Source organism: Micromonospora sp. NBC_00860 (assembly GCF_045207375.1).
Lineage (GTDB): Bacteria > Actinomycetota > Actinomycetes > Mycobacteriales > Micromonosporaceae > Micromonospora > Micromonospora vinacea.
This window is the reverse complement of sequence record NZ_CP108825.1, coordinates 2,933,200-2,951,599: the sequence shown is the minus strand read 5'-3', so window position 1 is coordinate 2,951,599 and position 18,400 is coordinate 2,933,200. Positions and strand designations below refer to the sequence as shown.

Below are 18,400 nucleotides of genomic sequence, written 5' to 3'. Positions count from 1 at the left end.
GACCCGCAGGCGTGGCGGTCACGCAGCCCTCGCCGCAGAGGGTGGTGGCGATGCCCGCCACCTGCCGTGAGATGCCGCTATCCGGGTTCCGGCGTAGGGTGGCCTGGAGAGTTTTTGACAGTGGACGCCGGTTCCGGCACGGGTTCGGTGAACGACAAGGAGTGAGGCTCAGCTGGTGACTGCTTCCGACGTCAGGGACTTCGACCCGGGCGACGGACGGCTCTCCACGCCGAGCACGACACGACCCTCGGCGTGGTCCGCCGACGTTCGCCGCCCCACTGCCGCTCTGCCGCCGTTGGCCCCCGACCGGGGTCAGGCCACGCCCGACTGGTTCGAGGTCGTCGAGCACTTCCGCGAGGGCCTGGTGGTCTGCGACGCCGACGGCGTCGTGCGACACGTCAGCCCGGTGGCCGAGCGGTTGCTGCCCGAGGTGACGCCCGGTGAACTGCTCAGCGCCGCCGGTGTGCCCGGCCTGAGCCAGGCCGTTCCCGGCGGCTTCACCCACCGCGGGCGTCGGCTCACCGCGCGCCAGGTGCCGCTCTCCGGCGCCCGCTGCTGCTGGTACGTCGAAGATGTCACCGACAGCGTCAGCCGGGCCGACGCGCTGCTCGCCGAACGGGCGCGGTCGGCGTTCCTGGCCGTGGTCGGCGACAAACTGGGCAACCCTCTGCACCCCGACCGGGCCGCCGCCGCTGTCGTCCGACTGGCGGTGCCGACCCTGGCCGAGGTGGCGGTGCTGGTGCTCGCCCCGCGGGGCGGGCGGGCCCGCTGGTGGCGGGCGACGCGCACCGACGACGAGGCGCCGACTGTGGACAGCGGCGTACTGGGCGGCGGCGAACTACCGACCGCCATCGCCGACGGGCTGACCGGCGCCGAGCCGCACGCGGTGGACTGGCTGGTCGAGCAGGCGGTCGACGCCGGTTGGCTGCCGGGGCTCGCCGGCACCGAGAGCGCCGCTCGGGTCGTCCCGCTGCCGGGCCGCGACGCGCCGGTCGGTGTGCTGCTGGTGGCCCGCCGCGCCACCCGCTGGTACGACGACGACGACGTGGAGCTGGTCCGCGCGTTCGCGGCCCGCGCCGGCGCGGCGTTGACCACCGCGCTGCTCTACCGCGACCAGGCCGAGGTGGCCGACACCCTCCAGGCCAGCCTGCTGCCGGTCGAGCCGGTCGAGGCCACCGGTGTGCAGTGGGGCACCGCGTACCGGCCCGCGCAGGCGGGGCTGCGCATTGGCGGCGACTTCTACGGTTCGCACCGGCTCACCGACGGTGGCTCGGTGTTCTTCCTCGGCGACGTGTCGGGCAAGGGTGTCGAAGCGGCCGTCTTCACCGGTCAGCTACGCCAGTGCCTCCAGGCGCTGCACCGGTTGGAGTCGAACCCCGCGCGGTTGCTGCGGCTGCTCAACGACGCGCTGCTGGAGACCACCCAGGCGCACGGCCAGGGCCGCTTCGCCACGATAGTGCTCGGCGTGGCCCGCCCGGAGCGCGACGGCGGCCTCACCCTCACCATGGCCGGCGGGGGGCACCTGCCGCCACTGGTGCTGCGCGCCTCCGGCGAGGTGGAGACGGTGCCGTTGCGCGGCATGCTGATCGGCGTGGTGCCCGATCCCCGCGTCGGGGAGGTCACCGTGCGGTTGGCGCCGGGCGAGACCTGTCTGCTCTACAGCGACGGCGTGACCGAGGCCCGGGGCGGCCGGCGCGGCGACGAGCTGTTCGGCCCCGAGCGGCTGGTCACCGCGCTGACCGGCTGCCAGCGGATGCCCGCGCCGGCCCTGGCCGAACGGGTCGAGCAGGTCACCTGCGACTGGTTGGCACAGGGCGACCACGACGACATCGCCGTGCTGGCGCTGCGCGCGGCCGGCGTGAGCGGGCGCAGTGTGCGGCACCTGCACTCGGTGCCCGCCGGCATCGACCAGACAGAGGAGACTGACGCGTGACCGCCGCCACGGCCACCACCGACCTCGGTGAGGCGTACTCCGGCTACCTGGACCACCTCGCCGAGGCCGACGAGTACGCGGCGACCGACCTGGCGATCGGCCTGCTCGACGCGGGCGTTCCGGCGGAGCGGGTGCTGCTCGACCTGGTCGCGCCCGCCCAGGCCGAGGTGGGCGAACGGTGGGCGCGCAACGAGTGGAGCGTCGCCCAGGAGCACGCGGCCACCCACATCAGCGAGCAGGTGGTGGCGGCGGTGTCGGCGCACGTCAAGCCACGGCCGACCGGCGGCCGGGTGGTGGTCGCCTGCATGGACGGCGAGTGGCACGCGCTGCCGCCCCGGCTGGTGGCCGAGGTGCTGCGGTTGCGCGGGTGGCAGGTGACCTTCCTGGGCGCCAGCGTGCCGGCGGCGCACCTGGTGTCGTACCTGCACCGTTACGACGCGCACGCTGTCGCGCTGGCGTGTGCGCTGCCGATGCGCCTGCCGTACGCCCACCGGATGATCGAGGCCTGCCACCGCTCGGACGTGCCGGTGGTGGTCGGCGGGCGGGGCTTCGGCGCGGACGGCCGGTGGGCGCGTCGGCTCGGGGTGGCCTGGGCGCCGGACGCGCCCTCGGCGGCCGAGCTGATCGCCGACGAACGGGCGCTGCGCGCTGCGCCGCCGGCAAGGCTGGCCCACCTGGCCGACGACGAGTACGCCAGCCTGGTGCGCCGTCGCGGCGAGCTGATCGACAGCGCGTTGGCGGAGCTGCGGGAGCGGGTGCCGTCGGCCCGGGCTTACACCGCCGCTCAGCTCGACGCGACAGTGAGCGACCTGGGCCACATAATGGATTTTCTGGCCGCGGCGGTCTACGTCGACGACGCCTCGTTGTTCACCGAGTTCGTGGAGTGGCTGTCGGGGATTCTGGGCAGTCGTGGGGTGCCCGCCGGGGCTGTCGTCCTGCCGCTGGAGCACTACGCCGCCGCGTTGCGGGACTTCCCCCGGGCGGCGCGGACGCTGGCGCTGGGATGTGCGGCGTTGCCCGGCGCGTCCCGCTGACCGACCCGCCGGTGGCACCCGGGGCGATCACCGCGCTCGTGGGCGCCACAGTCAGCTCTGCGTATACTTGCCGGACTGCAAACGTCCCACCCGAGGGTGGAGCGAGGGGGAGAACGGTGACGTTCAGCGTCAGCTACGTCGAGCGCGACGGTGGTGGCGCCTGCCTGCGGCTCGCGGGCGAGCTGGACCTGAGCACCGCCCCCGAGTTGACCGCCGCGATCGACAAACTGGCCGCGGCGGGCGAGACCCGGGTGCTGCTCGACCTGACCGACCTCACGTTCTGCGACTCCACCGGGATGGCCGTGTTCGTCCGGGGCGACAACCAGGCGGCGGCCGACGGGGGTTGGCTCCGGCTCACCGGGGCCAACGGGCGGGTCGAGCGGGTGCTACGGGTGACCGGCCTCGCCGACGTGTTGCGCTACGAACCGGAGTCGGTCGACCCCGCGTCCCGTAGTGCTTCCTGATGGGCTAGATTTCCCCGCCAGCATTTCCCCGCCAACGCGGTGACCGTCAGGGTCCCGTCCCCGCCGACTCCGAGGCAGGTAGTGATGGGCGTAGACAGCCCGCAGCCGGTACGCATCCTGGTGGTCGACGACGACCCGGGTGACGTGCTCATGATCGAGGAGGCGCTGGCGGACTCCGACGTCGAGAAGATCATCGACGTGGTCAGTGACGGCGAGGAGGCGATGGAGTTTCTCCGCGCCGAGGGCCGGCACGAGCAGGCCCGCCGCCCGGACGTGATCCTGCTGGATCTGAACATGCCGCGCATGGACGGTCGGCAGGTGCTCGGGGCGGTCAAGCAGGACGAGGATCTGCGGACCATCCCGATCGTCGTGCTGACGACCTCCAACGCCGACACCGACATCGTGGGCAGCTACACGTTGCAGGCCAACGCGTACGTCACCAAGCCGATCGACCTGGACGACTTCAACGACGTGGTTCGCCGCATCGACGAGTTCTTCGGCCGGGTCGTCGTGCTGCCCAAGCGGAGCTGACGCCGGCGCCGCCCGGCGCATGCTGAACATTTTTCCCGAACCCCCTCGGCGCGAGCGGTCGCGGCCGAGGATCCAGGTGGGGAAGTAACAGCAGCTGCCTGGGGGGCGACAGTATGAGGTTCTCCGTCGTTGAGACCGGTTACGACCAGCGGCAGGTGGATTACTGCCTGGACGAGTTGGGGATCCGGTTGTCCCGGCTCGCGGCGCGAGCCGAGGGCGCGGCCGGGGCGACCCGGGAGTGGGACGAGATCCGCCAGGAGGCGGCCTGGCTCAGCGGGCTCCTGCAACGACTGGACCTGGGCGACGCCACCACCACCAGGCCCGCCGGTGAGGCGGTGCGGCGGGAGGCCGCCGAGATCCTGGCCCAGGCCCGCGCCGAGCTGGACGATGCCCGCGAGGAGGCCCGGCGGGTGCGGGAGCGGGCGTACGCGGAGGCCGTGCAGACCCGACGTGACGTCGAGGCGGCGCTGGACGCCCGCCGGCGGCGCGAGGAGCGGGTGGACGAGATCCTCGACCAGCTGACGGCCGACCAGGTGCCCGTCGACACCCCGACCGCAGCTGCGGGCGTACCGGGCAGTCGGGTCGGAGTCGGCGGCCTCGACGCGGAGCCCCCGCCCGGCCGTCGCTGAGCCGCGCTGGCGCGGGTGCCCGGCTCAGGCGGTGAGCGCCGCCGCGACTGTGGTCGCCCGGTCCTCGTGCTGGGCGTACGCGTCGGGGTAGGCGGAGATCTGCACGGCCTGGGCGGCGGCGGTGACGCTCATGTCCTGCCAGCCGGGGATCTCGTTGAGCGCCGTGTAGAAGGCCCGCGCGGCGTACGACGGGCGCATCAGCTGGGCGACGGTGCCCCAGCCGCTGCTGGGCCGCTGCTGGAACAGCCCGACCGAGTCGTGGTCGGAGCCGCTGCCCTGGTTCGGGTACTCCGCCGACTCCGGGAGGACGTCGCTGGCCAGGTTGTAGAGGTTGCTCTCCTGCATGGCGGTGGACAGCGCCACCACCAGGGCACGGCGGGGCATCTTCATCTCCAGGCCGACGTCCACGATGATCTTCGCGTTGTCCATCTGGGCCTGGTCGAGGCCGGCCACCGGCCGGGGGCGGCGGGGCTTGACCGGCTTCTTGGGCGCCTTGCGGACGGCGGTGGGAGTGGGGGTGGGTTTCGCGGTCGGGCTGGGCAGGATCCGGGCGGGGGCGACGTCGCGGTCCAACGACCGGGAGGCGCGCTCGTCGGCGATCGCGGCGCGGTCCGCCACCGCCTCGGCGAGCGGCTCGACCGTACGGGGGGCTTCGTCGTTGCCTCGCGCGGTGGCGACGGCTACGAGGCTCAGGCAGCAGGTGACACCGGTGGCCAGCGCCACCCGCAGCGGGGTCGAGCCCAGCAGGGCACGCTGCGGCGGCTCGGGAACGCGGTGGCGGCCGATCGTCCGTTCGGTTGATGCGGCGTCGTCCGAGGGGGTGGTCGGGCGCGCGTCGGTCAGCTTCTGGGAGGAGGGGTCGGCGGGATGCACCTGCCGAGGTTAAAGAACCAAATGCCCGATGCCAGCAGCCCGTACGGTGGCATGCGCCACAATTTGCCCTGATCATGGTGACTTTAGTGGGCAAAGCCTGAGCGAAGACGATCAACCACGCGGATCACACCAGACGGTTATTCCCGACTTGCCGGGCGAATCCGGTCCCTCCGCCACCCTCCCGGCGTCACCGCCGGCCATCTTCCGGACTCACCCGAACAACCGAGGCATACCTCCACCAACCGGCCCCCCTGACCCCAGGATCCCCTCCCTGCTACGCGATCTTGCACTTGCTGTCGCGACATAGGGGGCATCAACCCTGATATCGACGACCGAAAGTGCAAGATCGGCGCGGTGGAGTGCGGGCGTGCGGGCGTGCGGGCGTGCGGGCGTGCGGGCGGTGGGTTAGTGCCGGCCGTTCTCGGCTGGGGTGACGGTCAGCCGGTGCCGGCTGGTGTCGCTGCTGGAGAACGGCCAGAGTCGGTCGGCGTACTCGACCAGATCGGCTAGTTGATCTCGGCTCAGGCCGGCTGAGGAGATCTCCGCGTGCACGTCTGCCCGGTATCGGCCGTCGTTGTCCCGGCCCAGCTTCGCCTCCGCCCGGACCTGCACGGTGTGGGCTTCGTCGGTGATCTCTCCGGCCACCTCCACCGCCGCGTGGTGCAGGCAGGAGGCGAAGGCCGCGGCCAGCAACTGTTCCGGGGTCAGCCCGGTGCAGTGCGGCGCCAGCGGTGAGGCCAGCGCTGTGGAGAGCCCGCCATCGTCGGTGCGTACGTGACCGCCTTCGGCGGTCGCTGTGGCCTCACGCAGCCAGGAACTCTGATCCGGCATCGCGTTTCTCCCGTCGCTCACCAGGCCGGCTTCCCCTTCGCTGCCCGACGAAACGCCGCCTGCCGTCCGGTCAGCGCCCGGCGGGCAGGTTCGGCTCGTGGGCCACGGCCACCGCCTCGGTGGCCTCAGCGGCGGCCCGTTCGGTCCAGGGCGACATCGGGGCCAGTCGGCGGGTCGTCGGGATCGTCATCGGCACGTACACCCGGGCGTCCACCGCCTCCGCCAGCAGCAGAGCGGCGACCAGACTGGTCGGACGCTGCTCGGGGTCGTCGGCGAGGCAGGAGTGGCACAGCTCGGCAACCTCCGGCGGGAGCCCGGCGATGTCGGGCAGCGGCTCCGGGGGCTGCCGGCGCCGTACGAGCAGCAGCTCGCTGGCGGTCGCCGCCCGGTACGGCAGGCGGGCGGTGAGGCTGTAGTAGAGCAGCACGCCGAGGGCGTACATGTCGGCGGCGGGAGTGGCCGGCGCCTCGTCGAGCTGTTCGGGCGCCAGGTACGCCGGGGTGCCCAGCACCATGCCACTCGGCATCGGGTCCGGTGCTCCGGCGGCGATGGCGATGCCGAAGTCGAGCACCTTCACCCCGGCCGGGGTGAGCATGACGTTGGCGGGTTTGACGTCCCGGTGCACGATGCCCTCGGCGTGCGCGGCGGCCAGCGCGGCGGCGACCTCCGCGCAGACCCGCACCGCGATCTGCCAGTCCAGTGGCCCGGCGCGCAGGTGCGCGGCGAGGGTCTCACCCTCGGCCAACTCCATCACGATGTAGGGCACCGGTCGACCGGGCCACGTCGAGGAGGTGCCAAAGTCGTGCACGCTCGCCACGTTCGGGTGCTCCAGGCGGGCCGCCGACCGGGCCTCCGCGCGGATCCGGTCCACCGGGCCGTCCCGATCCTCGCGGCCGGGCGAGATGAGCTTCACCGCGACCGGCCGGTCCAGCACCTGGTCGTACGCCCGCCACACCTCGGACATCCCGCCCACCCCGATGCGCTGTTCGAGCCGGTACCGCCCGTCCAGCATCCGCATCGACCGCTCCTCGCCCTCGCCCCGCCGGCGGCGGGGTGCTGAGGTGGCGGTACCCGGGCGCCGAGCTGGGCAAACCGGAGCCGGATTCGGGGGCAGGCGGCCCCGCGCACCTCGCTGCGCCGAAGCGGCGGGTGCGGTAGCTTGCGAGCCAGAGCCGGTGTCACCCATTGTGCCGGCACGGTCACCGAGGGGACGCCGCGATGAGCGAGGTCACCGTACGCTTCGTCGGCGGGCCCGCGGACGGCCTGGTCCGGTTGCTGCCGGCCGGGTCGGACGGCGCCCCACCCCAGCGCTGGATCATGCGGCACCCGGACGGCACGGGCCCGGTGCAGCCCGGCCCCGACCACCTCTACGAACGCGACCGGCCCGACGAGGCGGGCGGCTGGAGCATGCGTTTCGTGCGCACCGACGCCTACGGGGTGTCCGAGTGACCACGAGGCGGGGCTGACCGGTGGGGTCGCCGGCGTCGCGTCGGCCCGGCCGCACAGCTGGCGCACAGCTTCCGCAGGGGCGTGGCACAGGCGTGGCGACCACGATGGGGCGCATGGTCATGAACGGGCAGGCCGCGCCGAGCCGGATCGAGCTGCGTCGCCCCGACGGCGAACCCGTCCGGGTGCTGGTGGTCGACGACGAACCCACGCTCACCGACCTGCTGTCGATGGCCCTGCGCTACGAGGGCTGGCAGGTCCGCACCGCCGGCAACGGCATGGCGGCGTTGAGCACCGCCCGACAGTTCCAGCCGGACGCCGTGGTGCTCGACGTGATGCTGCCCGACCTGGACGGCTTCCAGGTGCTGCGCCGGCTGCGCGAGCACGCCCCCACAGTGCCGGTGCTCTTCCTGACCGCCCGCGACGCGGTCGAGGAACGCATCGCCGGGTTGACCGTCGGCGGCGACGACTACGTCACCAAACCGTTCAGCCTGGAAGAGGTGATCGCCCGTCTTCGCGCGCTGCTGCGCCGCTCCGGGCTGGCGATCGCCGCCCGGGAGGAGGCGGTGCTAACCGTCGGTGACCTCAGCCTCGACGAGGACAGCCACGAGGTCCGCCGGGCCGGCCAACTGGTCACCCTCACCGCGACCGAGTTCGAGCTGCTGCGCTACCTGATGCGCAACCCGCGCCGGGTGCTCAGCAAGGCGCAGATCCTCGACCGGGTGTGGAACTACGACTTCGGTGGCCAGGCCAACGTGGTGGAGCTGTACATCTCGTACCTGCGCAAGAAGATCGACGCCGGCCGGGCGCCGATGATCCACACGTTGCGCGGCGCGGGCTATGTCCTCAAACCCGCCGAGTAGCCGCCGCCCGCTGCGGGCCGTCCGTGGGTGGCTGGCCGGGCGCTCCCTGCGTACCCGACTGGTGTTCGCCCTGCTCGCGCTGCTGGCGTTGGTCAGCGTCGCCATCGGTGGCCTGACCACCGTGGCGCTGCGGCAGTTCCTGATCGACCGGCTCGACGCCCAGTTGGCCCCCGCGACGGCCATGCGGGGCGACCGGCCGGGACGGCCGGCGTTTCCCGGCAACGGACCTGGCATCCCGCCCGGGTTGCCGTCCGGCGCGGTGGTCGCCGAGATCACCGACGGCCGCGTGACAAGCGCCCGGACCCTGACCAGGAGCGTCTCCAGCGCCGATCCGTTCCCCGACGAGCAGTCCGTCCCGGTGGGGGAGGTCGCCGTGCTGGCGGACCTGCCGGTCGACGCCAGACCGCGCACCGTCGACCTCGGCGATCGCGGTGACTACCGGGCCGTGGCCCGCCAGTACTGGGACGGCCGGGTACGCGTCGTCGCGGTCCCCCTCTCCGGCGTCCAGGAGACCGTCTGGGCGCTCATCGCCGCGCAGGCCGGGGTGGCCGCCGTCGGGCTGGTCATCGCCGGAGCCGCCGGCGCGCTGATCGTGCGGGCGACCCTGCGACCGCTCAACCGGGTGGCCGCCACCGCCACCCGCGTTACCGAACTTCCCCTGGACCGGGGGGAGGTGGCGCTCGCCGTCCGGGTCCCGGCCGCCGACACCGACCCGCGCACCGAGGTCGGTCAGGTCGGCGCGGCGCTGAACCGGATGCTGGGCCACGTCGCCGACGCGCTCTCCGCCCGGCAGGCCAGCGAGACCCGGGTACGCCAGTTCGTCGCCGACGCCAGCCACGAGTTGCGGACGCCTCTCGCGGCGATCCGCGGCTACGCCGAGGTGGCTCGGCGTGGCCGTGACGAGGTTCCCGCCGACGTGGCGCACGCGCTGCGCCGGGTGGAGTCGGAGAGCACCCGGATGACCAGCCTCGTCGACGACCTGCTGCTGCTGGCCCGCCTCGACACCGGTCGGCCGCTCGCTGTCGAACCGGTGGACCTGACCGCCCTGGTGGTGGACGCGGTCAGCGACGCGCACGTCGCCGGACCCGAGCACCGCTGGCAGCTCGAACTGCCCGAGGTGGCGATCCGGGTGCCCGGCGATGCCGCCCGACTGCACCAGGTGGTGGCGAACCTGCTCACCAACGCCCGGGTGCACACCCCGCCCGGCAGCACTGTCACCACCACGCTGGCCGTCGACGCCGCCAGCGCCGTGCTCACCGTCGCCGACGACGGGCCCGGGGTGCCGGTGGAGCTGCAACCGGAGATGTTCGAGCGGTTCGCCCGGGGCGACAGCTCGCGGTCCCGCGCGCACGGCAGCACCGGCCTCGGCCTCGCCATCGTCGCGGCCGTGGTGGAGGCCCACCACGGCACTGTCGAGGTGCAGAGCCATCCAGGTCGGACACTGTTCACCGTCCGGCTGCCCAATCCCACAGCTGACGCATAGTCGGCGCACGGGGTCGCGCCAGCCCCGCCCCCGAGGCTGGCCGCATGGACAGAACAGAGACCCTGCCGACGGCACCCGCCGCACCCGAGCCGCCGCCGGCCATCCGCCCCGACGAGCACTCACCGCAGACGCGCCGCTCGCCGGCCTGGGCCCGGCCCGCGCTGGTGATCCTGCTGCTCGCCACCGGCCTGCTCTACCTGTGGGGCCTGGGCGCGTCGGGCTGGGCGAACTCGTTCTACGCGGCGGCCGTGCAGGCCGGCTCGGTGAGCTGGAAGGCGTTCCTCTACGGCTCGTCGGACGCCGCAAACTCCATCACCGTCGACAAGACACCCGCGTCGCTCTGGCTGATGGCCCTGTCCGTGCGTGTCTTCGGGCTGAACAGTTGGGCGATGCTCGTGCCGCAGGCGCTCTGCGGGGTCGCCTCGGTCGGCGTGCTGCACGCGACGGTGAAGCGCTGGTACGGGCCGGCCGCCGGTCTGATCGCCGGCGCGGTCCTCGCTGTCACCCCGGTGGCGACGCTGATGTTCCGGTTCAACAACCCCGACGCGCTCCTGGTCCTGCTGCTGGTCGCCGGGGCGTACGCCACAGTGCGCGCGCTGGAGACGGCCAGCACCCGATGGATCGTGCTGGTCGGTGTGCTGGTCGGGTTCGGCTTCCTCACCAAGATGTTGCAGGCGTTCCTGGTGGTGCCGGTCTTCGCCGGCGTCTACCTGCTGGCCGCGCCGACCGGGCTGTGGCGGCGGGTCCGGCAACTGCTGCTGGCCGGGTTGGCGGTGGTGGTCTCCGCCGGCTGGTGGATGGCACTGGTCGAGCTGGTGCCGGCCAGCGCCCGCCCGTACATCGGCGGCTCGCAGGGCAACAGCATCCTGGAGTTGACCCTCGGCTACAACGGTCTCGGCCGGATCACCGGCGAGGAGGTCGGCAGCGTCGGCGGCGGTGGCGCGCGGCCGGGTGGCGGCGGTGGCCCGTTCTCCGGGCAGAGCGGCGTGCTGCGGATGTTCGGCGGCGAGATCGGTGGTCAGGTCTCCTGGCTGCTGCCGGCCGCACTGATCCTGCTGGTGGTCGGCCTGCTGCTGGTCGGAAGAGCGGCCCGCACCGACCGCACCCGGGCCGGGCTGCTGCTGTGGGGCGGCTGGCTGCTGGTCACCGCCCTGATCTTCAGCTTCATGTCCGGGATCTTCCACGCCTACTACACGGTGGCACTCGCACCGGCGATCGGCGCGCTCGTCGGCATCGGCGTGACGCTGCTCTGGCGGCAACGCCGACTGCTGCCCGCGTCCGCGGAAGGTGCCGGCACACGCTGGCAGCGGTGGCGTCCACTCGCCGCCACGGCGACGCTCGCCGGCACGCTCGCGGTCACCGTCTGGTGGGCGTGGGTGCTGCTCGGGCGCAGCCCCGACTGGTACCCGTGGCTGCGGACCACTGTGCTCGTCGCCGGCCTGGTCGGTGCGGCGCTGCTGCTGCTGGTCACCCGGCTGCCCCGCCGGTTGGTGCCGGTGGTGCTGGGCCTCGGCGCGGCGGTGGCCCTCGCCGGCCAGGTGGCGTACGCGGTGCAGACCGCCGCCACCCCGCACACCGGGTCGATCCCGAGCGCCGGCCCGTTCGTGGCGGGCGGGTTCGGCCGGGGCGGCTTCCCCGGCGGACGACCGCCCGGCGGCATGGAACTGCCGACCGGCGGTCAACTCCCCGGCGGCGGCCAGTTCCCGGGCGGCTTCCCGGACGGCGGCCAACTCCCCGGCGGCGGCCAGAACGACGGCGGCCAGAACGGTGGGGGCCGCAACGGCGGTCAGGGGCCAGGTTTCCCCGGCGGCGGCCGCAACGGCGTGCCCGGTGTCCCGGGCGGCGGCCAGGTCCCCGGCGGCCAGGGGCGCACGGCCGGTGGGGGAATGGGTGGGCTGCTCGACGCCCGCGAGCCCAGCGCCGCACTGCGCGAGCTGTTGGAGCGCGACAGTGCCGACTACACCTGGGTGGCGGCGACCATCGGCTCGAACAACGCGTCCGGTTACCAGCTCGCCACCGGCGAACCGGTGATGCCGATCGGCGGGTTCAACGGCAGTGACCCGTCACCGACGCTCACGCAGTTCCAGCGGTACGTGGCCGACGGGAAGATCCACTACTTCGTCGGTGGTGGTGGCTTCCGGGCCAACGGCGGCAGCTCGGCGTCCCAGGAGATCGCCGCCTGGGTGGCGGAGACGTTCACGGCGCAGACCGTCGACGGGGTCACCGTCTACGACCTCAGTGCCGGCACGGAGGCGTCATGACCGCGCTGGGCGGACCACGGGCCGCCATCCAGGCCCGACCCACCGCCGCCGTGCTGGACGTGGTGATCCCGGTCTACAACGAGGAGGTCGATCTCGGGCCGTGCGTACGGCGACTGCACGCCCACCTGAGCGCGCACTTCCCGTACCCGTTCCAGATCACCATCGCCGACAACGCCAGCGTCGACGACACCCTGAAGGTGGCCGACGGCCTCGCCGGCGAGCTGCCCGGCGTCGAGGTGCTGCACCTGGACGCCAAGGGGCGGGGGAGGGCGCTCTCCGCCGCCTGGTCGGCGTCGTCAGCGCCGGTGCTGGCGTACATGGACGTGGACCTCTCCACCGACCTGGCAGCGCTGTTGCCGCTGGTCGCGCCGCTCATCTCCGGCCACTCCGACCTGGCGATCGGCACCCGGCTGGCGCGTACCTCCCGGGTGGTGCGCGGCGCCAAGCGGGAGGTGATCTCCCGCGCCTACAACCTGCTTTTGCGCGGCGCGTTGGCGGCGCGGTTCTCCGATGCGCAGTGCGGGTTCAAGGCGATCCGCGCCGACGTGGCCGCCGAGTTGCTGCCGTTGGTGCGGGACACCGGCTGGTTCTTCGACACCGAGCTGCTGGTGCTGGCCCAGCGGGCCGGGCTGCGCATCCACGAGGTGCCGGTGGACTGGGTCGACGACCCGGACAGCCGTGTGGACATCGTCGCCACCGCCCTGGCCGACCTGCGTGGCGTGGGCCGGCTGGGCCGGGCGCTGCTGACCGGCGCGCTGCCCCTGGCCGACCTGCGCGCCCAGCTCGGCCGGGCGCCGCTGACCGGGCCGCGTGCCCGGCGCGGCCCGGCGCTGCCGGGGCAGGTGCCGGTCGGGTTGCCCCGGCAGCTGGTCCGGTTCGCGGCGGTCGGGGTGGCGAGCACGCTCGCGTACCTGCTGCTGTTCGTGGCCACCCGGGGCCTGCTCGGCGCGCAGCCGGCGAACCTGCTGGCGCTGTTGGTGACAGCAGTGGCGAACACGGCCGCGAACCGGCGGCTGACGTTCGGCATCAGCGGACGCCGGCACGCCGCCCGGCATCACGCGCAGGGGTTGCTGGCCTTCGCCCTCGGCCTGGCGTTGACAAGTGGCGCGTTGGCAGCGCTGCACACCGTCTCGGCCGTGCCGGCCCGGCCGGTGGAACTGGCCGTGCTGGTGGCCGCGAACCTGGCCGCCACAGTGCTGCGGTTCGTGCTGCTACGCCTGGGCATGCACCACCGCCGTACCTGAGGCACCGGCCGGTCAGCCGCTCAGCATCTCGGTGAGGACCTCGACGACGCGGCGGGTGTGCCGCCCGTCGGGGTCCTCGTCGGGGTTCAGGTCGGTCACGCTCATCCCGAGCAGCCGGTCGGCGCGGGCCAGCGGCGTGACCAGCGCGATCAGGTCGGCCCAGCGTGGCCCGTCCGGCTCGGGGTAGGTCACCGCGGGCAGGTCGCGCGGGTCCACCACGTCCAGGTCGAGGTGCAGCCAGGTCGGTCCGTCGCCGTCGGCGGCCAGGCCCGCGCCGACCGTCGCCGCGCCCCGGCGCAGCAGCTCGGGTGCGTTGACCTGGTGGATCGCCGGGTCGATCCGGGCCGCCTCGACCTGGCTGCTCTCGTCGGTGGGCGGGCGGTGCCCGAGCAGGTGGACGCGGTTCGGCTCGATCAGCGTGCCGTCGGGGCCGACGGCGGCGGTGGGGCCGTGCCCGGTTACCACCGAGAGGTCCATGTCGGCGGCCTCACCGGTCGGCGAGGTCGTGCCGTCGAGGAAGTCCGGGTGGGCGTCGACGAACCACAGGTCGGTCGCCGGGGGCAGGGCCCGGCAGATGCCGGGCAGGATCGCGCAGTCGCCGCCGAGCACCAGTGGTCGGTGGCCGTCCGCGATCAGCGCGCCGATCCGCGCGGCGATGGCGCCGCCGGCCCGGACCAGGCCCGCCGCGCCGATCACACCGCTGGCCGGGTCCCGGTTCGGGTCGCGCAACCGCGCCTCGTCGATCCGCCCGTCGTCGTCGGCGGCCAGGGCCTCGCGCAGGCCGGCCCGGCGCAGCGCGGCCGGGGCCCGCTCCTCGCCGCGCCCGGCGCCGGAGGAGTCCAGCGGCGCGTCCACGATCATCCAGCGCACGTCCGCAGCGTACCGGCGGGATCGGCCGGTCCGGCCACATTCTGTGGTGAGGCTGGGAGTACGCCGATGTGCCCGCGACGGCGACAGGGACCGGCGTACGGTGATGGACAAGTCCGGCTTTCTGGGTTAAAAGCCTCATTGGTGTACGCCTGGGACGCCGGTGTCGAGGCGGCGAGGGCAAGGAGCGATCGGTGGAACATCTGGCCTACCTGGACGCGGGGTCCGGCAGCCTGATCGTGCAGGCGGTCGTCGGTGGGGTGGCTGGCGCCGCGGTCGCCGCGAAGCTCTACTGGCGACGGCTGGTCGACCGGTTCCGCCGGCAACCCACCGACCAGCGCTGAGTGGGGCCAGTTCCGACGATGGCGATCTCACCCACCGAGGTACGGCCCGAGCCGGCCTCCTTCCGCGACCCGGCCAACCGGGTCTTCCACGTCGGCGACGAGGTGCTGCGCGGGCTGGACCCGCAGGCCGCCGAGCACTGGCGTGCACTGACCGGCAGCACGTTCTTCCCGGCGCTCGTCGCCGCGCGCAAGGTCTGCGCCACCGAGGATGCCCCGCCGACCCTGGTGCCCGCCGCAGCCGGGACGCCGTGGGCCGCCGTGCTGCGCCACGAACGCATCCCGTTCGTCTCCCACCCGTACGAGTGGTCGTTCAGCATGCTGCGCGACGCCGCCCTGCTGCACCTGGAGATCCTGAACGCCGCGCTCGGCGAGGGTTTCACCACCAAGGACGGCTCGGCCTACAACCTCCAGTGGCGCGGCGCCGAACCGGTCTTCATCGACATCGGCTCCTTCGAGCCGGTCCGCGACGGCGAACCGTGGGCCGGCTACCGGCAGTTCTGCCAGACGGTGCTCTACCCGCTGATGCTCACCGCCCACCTGGGCGTCGACTTCCAACCGTGGCTGCGCGCCCGGGTCGACGGCATCGAGGCCGACGAGCTGCGGCCGCTGTTCAACGGGGCCCGCCGGCTGCGCCCTGGCGTGCTGACCCACCTGCACCTGCACGGGGCCATGCAGCAACGCAACGCCGCCGCCAGCACCACCGAGGTCCGCGACCAACTGCGGGCCGCCGGCTTCTCCCGGGAGTTGCTGCTCGCCACCGTACGCGGCATCGAGAAACTGGTCCGCAAGCTGGACCGCCGCCCGCCCGGGAGCCACTGGTCGGACTACCAACGCACCTGCGGCTACTCGGCCCGCGACCGGGTGGCGAAGGAACAGTTCGTGGCCGCCGCGGTGGCCGCCGGCACCCGCCCGCGCCTGGTGCTCGACCTCGGCGCCAACGACGGCCGGTACTCCCGGCTGGCGGCCGGGCACGCCGACTACGTGGTCGCCGTCGAGCAGGACCCGACAGTCGTCGACGAGCTGTATCGACAGCTGCGCGCCGAGGGGCAGCGCCGCATCCTCCCGCTGGTGCTGGACCTCGCCGATCCCTCGCCAGGCGGCGGCTGGCGGGGCGTCGAGCGGGCCGGCTTCGCCGAGCGGGCGTCCGCCGACGTGGTGCTCGCCCTGGCCGTGGTGCACCACCTGGCGATCGGACGCAACGTGCCACTGCCGGAGGTCATCGACTGGCTCGCTGGGCTCACCGCGCCGGGCGGCGCGGTGGTGGTGGAGTTCGTCCACCCGGAGGACCCGATGGCGACCCGGCTGCTGGCCAACAAGCCCGCCGGTCTCTTCCCGGACTACCGACGCGACACCTTCGAGACGTTGCTCGCCGCCCGGGGACGGATCACCGACCGGCTGGAACTGCCCTCCGGCACCCGCACGCTCTACCGGACGGTGATGGGTGGCTGAACCGCTGTGGGACCAGGGCTGGCGAGGCGAGCTGGGTCGGCTGCTGGAGATCGTCGCGCTGGTCGGTCTCGTGGTCACCCAGCCGCTGCTGGACGTGCTCGGCCGCAGCCCCGACTTCTTCCTCTTCCACAGCGCCGACCCGGCCCAGATCCTGCTGCTCGTTGCCCTGGTGACGGTGATCCCCACAGTCGCGGTGGCGCTGCCGGCCGCACTCAGCCGACTGGCCGGCCGGACCGTCCGCGCCATCACCCACACCGCGCTGGTCGGGCTGCTGGTCGCCGCCCTCGCCGTGCAGGTGGGCCGACACGTGACGCCACTTCGGGGCGTACCGCTGCTGCTGGTGGCCGCCCTCGCCGGAGCCGCCGGCGCGGCCGCACACCGGCGGTGGCGGGCGCCGGGCCGGGTGCTGCGCCTGGCCGCCGCCGGCCCGGCGGCCTTCGTGGCGCTCTTCCTGCTCGCCTCACCCACCTCGGCGGTGGTCCTGCCGCGCGGCGACGGCGGCGCGGCCGGCACCGCGCAGGGCTCGGCCGTGCACCCGCCGGTGGTCATGCTGATCCTCGACGAGCTGCCACTGGTCAGCCTGCTCGGCGCGGACGGGAAGATCGACGCCGCGCGGTACCCGCACTTCGCCGAACTGGCCGGCGGATCCACCTGGTACCGCAACTCCACCGGCGTCAGCGGGTGGACGCCCAACGCGCTGCCGGCGATGCTCACCGGCCGCTACCCGGCCAAGCCGGTCGCCCCGCACTACTCGCAGTACCCGGACAACATCTTCACCGCGTTCGGCGGCCTGTACGACATTCGCGCCGAGGAGAGCATCACCCGGCTCTGCCCACCGAGTCGCTGCGAGCAGCCGGTCACCCCGGAACAGGGCCTCGGCGTGCTGGTCCGCGAGACGGGCAAGTTGCTCGGCCGGGTCGCCGGGCCGACGGAGAGCGCCGTCGACCCGGAAGACTCCTACCGCGAGCAGACCCGGGCCGAGGCCGGCCTGGACGCCGCCGAACCGGTGCCGGCCGACCCGAAGTTCCGCTGGGACAGCCTGGACGACAACCAACCGGCCCGGTTCACCAGTTTCCTCGCCGGGCTGAAGCCGACGACCCGGCCCACCCTGCACTTCCTGCACCTGCTGATGCCGCACTCACCGTGGGCGTACCTGCCGTCCGGGGCGCGCTACGACGCCCCGGAGGACCTGCCCAACGACGGCGCCGGGTGGGTCGACCTGGCCCGGCAGCGGCACCTCGCCCAGCTCGGCTACACCGACCGGCTGATCGGCGAGACGCTGCGGACGCTGCGCGCCAACGGCCTCTACGACCAGGCGCTCGTCGTGGTGACCGCCGACCACGGGGTCAGCTTCCGCCCCGGCGCCCAGGGCCGGGGCATGGACGCCATCAAGGCCGCCGCCGGCGAGGTCGCCTGGGTGCCGACGTTCGTCAAGGAGCCCCGGCAGCAGGCCGGCCGGGTGGACGACCGCAACTGGGAACACGTCGACCTGCTGCCGACAGTGGCCGACGAGGCCGGCATCAGGTTGCCCTGGCGGGTCGACGGGCGCTCCGCCCGGCAGGCCCCCCGCACCGACGGGACGAAGCACTTCTACGACCGCCCCGGCGAACCGGTCACCTTCCCCGGTGGCGTACCCACCCAGCCACCCCAGCCGACCCCGCACCCCCTGGTCGGCACCGAGGTACGCGCCGGCCCGGCCGCCGGCAGCGCCCGCGTCGCCGACCTGGCCGCGTTCACCGCCACCGACCCGGACACCGGCACCCTCCCGGCGCTCGTCTGGGGCGACGTCCCGGACCGGATCCCCGACGGCACCCTCCTTGCCGTCGCCGTCAACGGCCGCATCGGGGCCGTCGTCCCGGTGGTGCCCGCCGACCCCGGCGGACGCCGGTTCGCCGCGCTGCTCGCCGACGACAAGCTGTTCCACGCCGGCACCAACCAGCTCGACGTCTTCCAGGTCGCGACGGACGGTACGCTGCGACGCCTCGCCCTGTCGTGACCTGGCTCCGGGGGTCGGTCCGGCCTGGCTTTCGGGGTCGGTCCGGTCCGGTCCCGTCTGGCGGGATGCCGGGTTTCCCGGCCGCCCGGTCGGGAATCGGGTGACGCATACCTCACCGCCGAACCACGGCGGGCGTTGTCCCCCGAGCCGCA

Annotated in this window: 17 protein-coding genes; 13 read left to right on the top strand and 4 right to left on the bottom strand. The window is 73.6% G+C overall.

Features of this window, described 5'->3' with window-relative positions; genetic code table 11:
* The first annotated feature begins 175 nt into the window (after positions 1 to 175).
* The 5 genes from OH804_RS13625 to OH804_RS13605 all read left to right on the top strand — a co-directional run bounded on the left by OH804_RS13625 (position 176) and on the right by OH804_RS13605 (position 4,591).
* Positions 176 to 1,933 (top strand): PP2C family protein-serine/threonine phosphatase, encoded by a 1,758-nt coding sequence (locus tag OH804_RS13625; RefSeq protein ID WP_406065464.1) that lies wholly within the window; start codon positions 176 to 178, stop codon positions 1,931 to 1,933.
* Positions 1,930 to 2,967 (top strand): cobalamin-dependent protein, encoded by a 1,038-nt coding sequence (locus tag OH804_RS13620; protein WP_406065462.1) that lies wholly within the window; start codon positions 1,930 to 1,932, stop codon positions 2,965 to 2,967. Before OH804_RS13625 ends, OH804_RS13620 begins: the two co-directional genes overlap by 4 nt.
* Before the next feature lie 116 nt (positions 2,968 to 3,083).
* On the top strand, positions 3,084 to 3,431 hold the full coding sequence (locus tag OH804_RS13615; RefSeq protein WP_196922764.1) for an STAS domain-containing protein: 348 nt from the start codon (positions 3,084 to 3,086) through the stop codon (positions 3,429 to 3,431).
* A gap of 84 nt (positions 3,432 to 3,515) precedes the next feature.
* A complete protein-coding gene (locus OH804_RS13610) occupies positions 3,516 to 3,962 on the top strand; it encodes a response regulator (RefSeq protein ID WP_196922765.1) in 447 nt (148 codons plus the stop codon).
* A gap of 113 nt (positions 3,963 to 4,075) precedes the next feature.
* Positions 4,076 to 4,591, top strand: coding sequence for an ATPase (locus OH804_RS13605; protein ID WP_406065459.1), 516 nt, complete (start codon positions 4,076 to 4,078; stop codon positions 4,589 to 4,591).
* A 24-nt stretch (positions 4,592 to 4,615) separates the two neighbouring features.
* On the opposite strand, the gene OH804_RS13600 is transcribed toward OH804_RS13605, so the two are convergent.
* The 3 genes from OH804_RS13600 to OH804_RS13590 form a co-directional block, all read right to left on the bottom strand.
* Positions 4,616 to 5,464 carry a hypothetical protein gene (locus OH804_RS13600; protein ID WP_406065457.1) on the bottom strand — a complete coding sequence of 283 codons (849 nt, stop codon included), beginning with the start codon at positions 5,462 to 5,464 and terminating at the stop codon, positions 4,616 to 4,618.
* Positions 5,465 to 5,869: 405 nt separating this feature from the next.
* Positions 5,870 to 6,295 (bottom strand): OsmC family protein, encoded by a 426-nt coding sequence (locus OH804_RS13595; protein ID WP_196922768.1) that lies wholly within the window; start codon positions 6,293 to 6,295, stop codon positions 5,870 to 5,872.
* A gap of 70 nt (positions 6,296 to 6,365) precedes the next feature.
* Positions 6,366 to 7,313, bottom strand: coding sequence for a serine/threonine-protein kinase (locus OH804_RS13590; protein ID WP_406065455.1), 948 nt, complete (start codon positions 7,311 to 7,313; stop codon positions 6,366 to 6,368).
* Between the two features lie 200 nt (positions 7,314 to 7,513).
* Here OH804_RS13590 and OH804_RS13585 point away from each other — a divergent pair, with 200 nt between their 5' ends.
* The 5 genes from OH804_RS13585 to OH804_RS13565 all read left to right on the top strand — a co-directional run bounded on the left by OH804_RS13585 (position 7,514) and on the right by OH804_RS13565 (position 13,592).
* Positions 7,514 to 7,744 carry a hypothetical protein gene (locus tag OH804_RS13585; protein ID WP_091408172.1) on the top strand — a complete coding sequence of 77 codons (231 nt, stop codon included), beginning with the start codon at positions 7,514 to 7,516 and terminating at the stop codon, positions 7,742 to 7,744.
* 119 nt (positions 7,745 to 7,863) lie between these two features.
* Positions 7,864 to 8,604: a response regulator transcription factor gene (locus tag OH804_RS13580; protein WP_372433046.1), complete on the top strand. Its 741-nt coding sequence runs from the start codon at positions 7,864 to 7,866 to the stop codon at positions 8,602 to 8,604.
* Positions 8,582 to 10,087 (top strand): sensor histidine kinase, encoded by a 1,506-nt coding sequence (locus OH804_RS13575; RefSeq protein ID WP_406065453.1) that lies wholly within the window; start codon positions 8,582 to 8,584, stop codon positions 10,085 to 10,087. Before OH804_RS13580 ends, OH804_RS13575 begins: the two co-directional genes overlap by 23 nt.
* 44 nt (positions 10,088 to 10,131) lie before the next feature.
* Entirely contained in the window at positions 10,132 to 12,348 is a 2,217-nt protein-coding gene (locus OH804_RS13570; RefSeq protein ID WP_406065451.1) for an ArnT family glycosyltransferase, read from the top strand.
* On the top strand, positions 12,345 to 13,592 hold the full coding sequence (locus OH804_RS13565) for a glycosyltransferase (RefSeq protein ID WP_406065449.1): 1,248 nt from the start codon (positions 12,345 to 12,347) through the stop codon (positions 13,590 to 13,592). The genes OH804_RS13570 and OH804_RS13565 overlap by 4 nt, the downstream gene beginning before the upstream one ends.
* Before the next feature lie 12 nt (positions 13,593 to 13,604).
* Here the strand turns inward: OH804_RS13565 and OH804_RS13560 are convergent, their stop codons facing one another.
* Positions 13,605 to 14,453 carry an arginase family protein gene (locus tag OH804_RS13560; RefSeq protein WP_406066532.1) on the bottom strand — a complete coding sequence of 283 codons (849 nt, stop codon included), beginning with the start codon at positions 14,451 to 14,453 and terminating at the stop codon, positions 13,605 to 13,607.
* A gap of 200 nt (positions 14,454 to 14,653) precedes the next feature.
* On the opposite strand from OH804_RS13560, the gene OH804_RS13555 reads away from it, so the two are divergent.
* The 3 genes from OH804_RS13555 to OH804_RS13545 are packed head-to-tail and all read left to right on the top strand — an operon-like array spanning position 14,654 to position 18,248.
* On the top strand, positions 14,654 to 14,803 hold the full coding sequence (locus tag OH804_RS13555; RefSeq protein WP_165947858.1) for a hypothetical protein: 150 nt from the start codon (positions 14,654 to 14,656) through the stop codon (positions 14,801 to 14,803).
* Between the two features lie 18 nt (positions 14,804 to 14,821).
* On the top strand, positions 14,822 to 16,252 hold the full coding sequence (locus tag OH804_RS13550) for a class I SAM-dependent methyltransferase (RefSeq protein WP_406065446.1): 1,431 nt from the start codon (positions 14,822 to 14,824) through the stop codon (positions 16,250 to 16,252).
* On the top strand, positions 16,245 to 18,248 hold the full coding sequence (locus OH804_RS13545; RefSeq protein ID WP_406065444.1) for a sulfatase-like hydrolase/transferase: 2,004 nt from the start codon (positions 16,245 to 16,247) through the stop codon (positions 18,246 to 18,248). Before OH804_RS13550 ends, OH804_RS13545 begins: the two co-directional genes overlap by 8 nt.
* Positions 18,249 to 18,400: the final 152 nt, after the last annotated feature.

Excerpts from the sequence above, each read along its gene's own strand:
- OH804_RS13610 (WP_196922765.1), top strand. The coding sequence starts at position 3,516 with ATGGGCGTAGACAGCCCGCAGCCGGTACGCATCCTGGTGGTCGACGAC.
- OH804_RS13605 (WP_406065459.1), top strand. The coding sequence starts at position 4,076 with ATGAGGTTCTCCGTCGTTGAGACCGGTTACGACCAGCGGCAGGTGGAT.
- OH804_RS13595 (WP_196922768.1), bottom strand. The coding sequence starts at position 6,295 with ATGCCGGATCAGAGTTCCTGGCTGCGTGAGGCCACAGCGACCGCCGAA.
- OH804_RS13590 (WP_406065455.1), bottom strand. The coding sequence starts at position 7,313 with ATGCGGATGCTGGACGGGCGGTACCGGCTCGAACAGCGCATCGGGGTG.
- OH804_RS13585 (WP_091408172.1), top strand. The coding sequence starts at position 7,514 with ATGAGCGAGGTCACCGTACGCTTCGTCGGCGGGCCCGCGGACGGCCTG.
- OH804_RS13580 (WP_372433046.1), top strand. The coding sequence starts at position 7,864 with ATGAACGGGCAGGCCGCGCCGAGCCGGATCGAGCTGCGTCGCCCCGAC.
- OH804_RS13575 (WP_406065453.1), top strand. The coding sequence starts at position 8,582 with ATGTCCTCAAACCCGCCGAGTAGCCGCCGCCCGCTGCGGGCCGTCCGT.
- OH804_RS13570 (WP_406065451.1), top strand. The coding sequence starts at position 10,132 with ATGGACAGAACAGAGACCCTGCCGACGGCACCCGCCGCACCCGAGCCG.
- OH804_RS13565 (WP_406065449.1), top strand. The coding sequence starts at position 12,345 with ATGACCGCGCTGGGCGGACCACGGGCCGCCATCCAGGCCCGACCCACC.
- OH804_RS13560 (WP_406066532.1), bottom strand. The coding sequence starts at position 14,453 with ATGATCGTGGACGCGCCGCTGGACTCCTCCGGCGCCGGGCGCGGCGAG.
- OH804_RS13550 (WP_406065446.1), top strand. The coding sequence starts at position 14,822 with ATGGCGATCTCACCCACCGAGGTACGGCCCGAGCCGGCCTCCTTCCGC.